At 60.6% G+C, this 2,017-nt stretch carries 2 protein-coding genes; one reads left to right on the top strand and one right to left on the bottom strand.

All coding sequences use genetic code 11. The annotated features are described in order from the left end of the window. Nucleotides 1–581: AzlC family ABC transporter permease (locus AC0AP0_RS12760; RefSeq protein ID WP_490430758.1), on the bottom strand; the 581-nt coding region annotated here is incomplete at its 3' end. 175 nt (nucleotides 582–756) lie between these two features. On the opposite strand from AC0AP0_RS12760, the gene msrB reads away from it, so the two are divergent. Further along, nucleotides 757–1,734 (top strand): peptide-methionine (R)-S-oxide reductase MsrB, encoded by a 978-nt coding sequence (msrB, locus tag AC0AP0_RS12755; RefSeq protein ID WP_261254238.1) that lies wholly within the window; start codon nucleotides 757–759, stop codon nucleotides 1,732–1,734. The last annotated feature ends 283 nt before the right edge of the window (nucleotides 1,735–2,017 follow it).

Below are 2,017 nucleotides of genomic sequence, written 5' to 3'. Positions count from 1 at the left end.
CGCCACTGCTCCAGGAAGAGCACCAGGAACATGGCGGTCAGCACGAAATCCAGCCCCCGGGTGTCGAAGTTCGCCAGATTGCCCAGCACAGCGCCTAGTGTGGCGCCGCCTACCCAGTAGATCTGGTTGAGCAGGGTGACGAAGAAGAGGTACCAGCCCTTGTCGGTCCCGGCCGGGTGAGGATCTGCGGACTCCAGGGCGAAGGTCTCATCGCACATGCCGAAAATCAAGTAGGGTTTCTTCCGGCCCGTCCCTCGAAATACCGGCAGCATGGCCAGGCCGTAGAAAAGGTGCCGTGCATTAACCATCAGGGTGAGCATCAGCGCGCCCCAGGGATTGAAGGTGGACATGAGCAGGTCCACGGTCACGAACTCCATGGACCCGGCGTAGATCAGGGCGCTCATGGCTAGCGGGTATATCACCGGGAATCCGCGGCTGGTCATCAGAAAGCCGTAGGAGATCCCCAGCACAAGGAATCCGGCCATGATGGGCAGGGTCCGCGGGAAGGCCACAGCCAGGGAGCCCAGGATGGTCCCGGAGGACTTAACATCTTCGTCTGCGTCTTGCTGCATTCGTGGCATGACCCGCCTCCTGACTTCGATTTGGAGATGGTCAGCAATCGTAATCGCCTTTTGCGCTGCTGGGGCCAGGCCGGTCGACAATGTGAGAAGGCTGTCAAGAGGCTGGAAGGACGGAATAGGGGCTCTCCGGATTTTGTTGAAGCTAGCGATAGGTACCGGTATGTGAGGAGGAATCATGGACAAGAACAAGATTTCGACCAACAGCACGGCTACGCTCGTCCTGGCCGGGGGATGCTTCTGGGGCATCGAGCGGTTCTTCCAAGAGGTGGACGGGATTATCGACACTCAGGTGGGATACGCTCAGTCCACAGTGCCCAACCCCAGTTATGAGCAGGTCTGCAGCGGTGTCACCGACGCTGTGGAGAGCGTGCGGTTGACCTATGATCCCCAGACGGTCAGTCTGCGGACCCTGACCCTGCTTCTGCTGGATCTGATCGACCCCTTCTCGGTGGATCGGCAGGGCAATGACCGGGGCAGGCAGTACCGCAGCGGCCTCTACTGGGATTCCGAGCATCGCGAGCAGGAAGAGCCTGTCTTCCGTCGCGCTCTGGAGGAGCTGGAGCGCAGGACCGGCCGTCAGCCCGCTGTGCAGGTGGAGGCCTTGATCAACTTCTATCCGGCGGAGGAGTCCCACCAGGACTACCTGCTCAAGAACCCCGGCGGATACTGCCACATTCCCCTGGAGGCCATCGCCAACGCCGCCTCCCGCCAGCGCTACATCGAGCGCATCTGGTCCCTGGACCCTGAAAGCTACGAGGTCACCCAGCACTCGGCCACCGAACGGCCCTTCGCCAACGCCTACGATGGGGAATTCCGCCCGGGCATCTATGTGGACGTGGTCAGCGGGCAGCCACTCTTCTCCTCGGCGGACAAGTACGACTCGGGTTGTGGCTGGCCGGCATTCACCAAGCCCATAGATCCCGACCTGCTGGTCAACCGCAAGGACTACAAGCTGCTGGGTCGTCCTCGGATCGAGGTGCGGACGGCACAGACCGGAATCCATTTGGGACACGTCTTCGACGACGGCCCGGCTGACCGTGGCGGGCAACGCTATTGCATGAACTCCGCCGCCCTGCGGTTCGTTCCGCGGGACCGGATGGAGGAGGAGGGTTACGGAGACTACCTGCCCCTGGTGGACGGAGCAACCGCCTGACTAGGCCCGGTCCTAAGGGTTGTGTTATACTGCTACTCGGCTTGAGAAATCAAGAAAGCGGATGATCCCACCTGGGAGCCTTCCATGGCTTCGGGTTCGACCCGCGCCGGTGACGGTTGACCGTCAGTATTACGGTGCAGGCATTGACGGTTTCGTTGCTATACGGCTGCGACGGTCATGTTCGAAACCTATGGGTTCTTCGCCGGGCAGTGGATGTTGTGGTATTTGAGAAGGAGTCATCATTAGCGACGAACCAAGGATTAACGACGATATACGAGTGTCT

Source organism: Bifidobacterium sp. POST2/T3 (B1) (assembly GCF_058197115.1).
The sequence above is the reverse complement of the archived record's forward strand: the minus strand, read 5'-3'. Positions and strand labels throughout refer to the sequence as shown.

Bases quoted from the DNA above. Each gene is read 5' to 3' on its own strand.
- msrB (WP_261254238.1), top strand. From the start codon at position 757: ATGGACAAGAACAAGATTTCGACCAACAGCACGGCTACGCTCGTCCTG.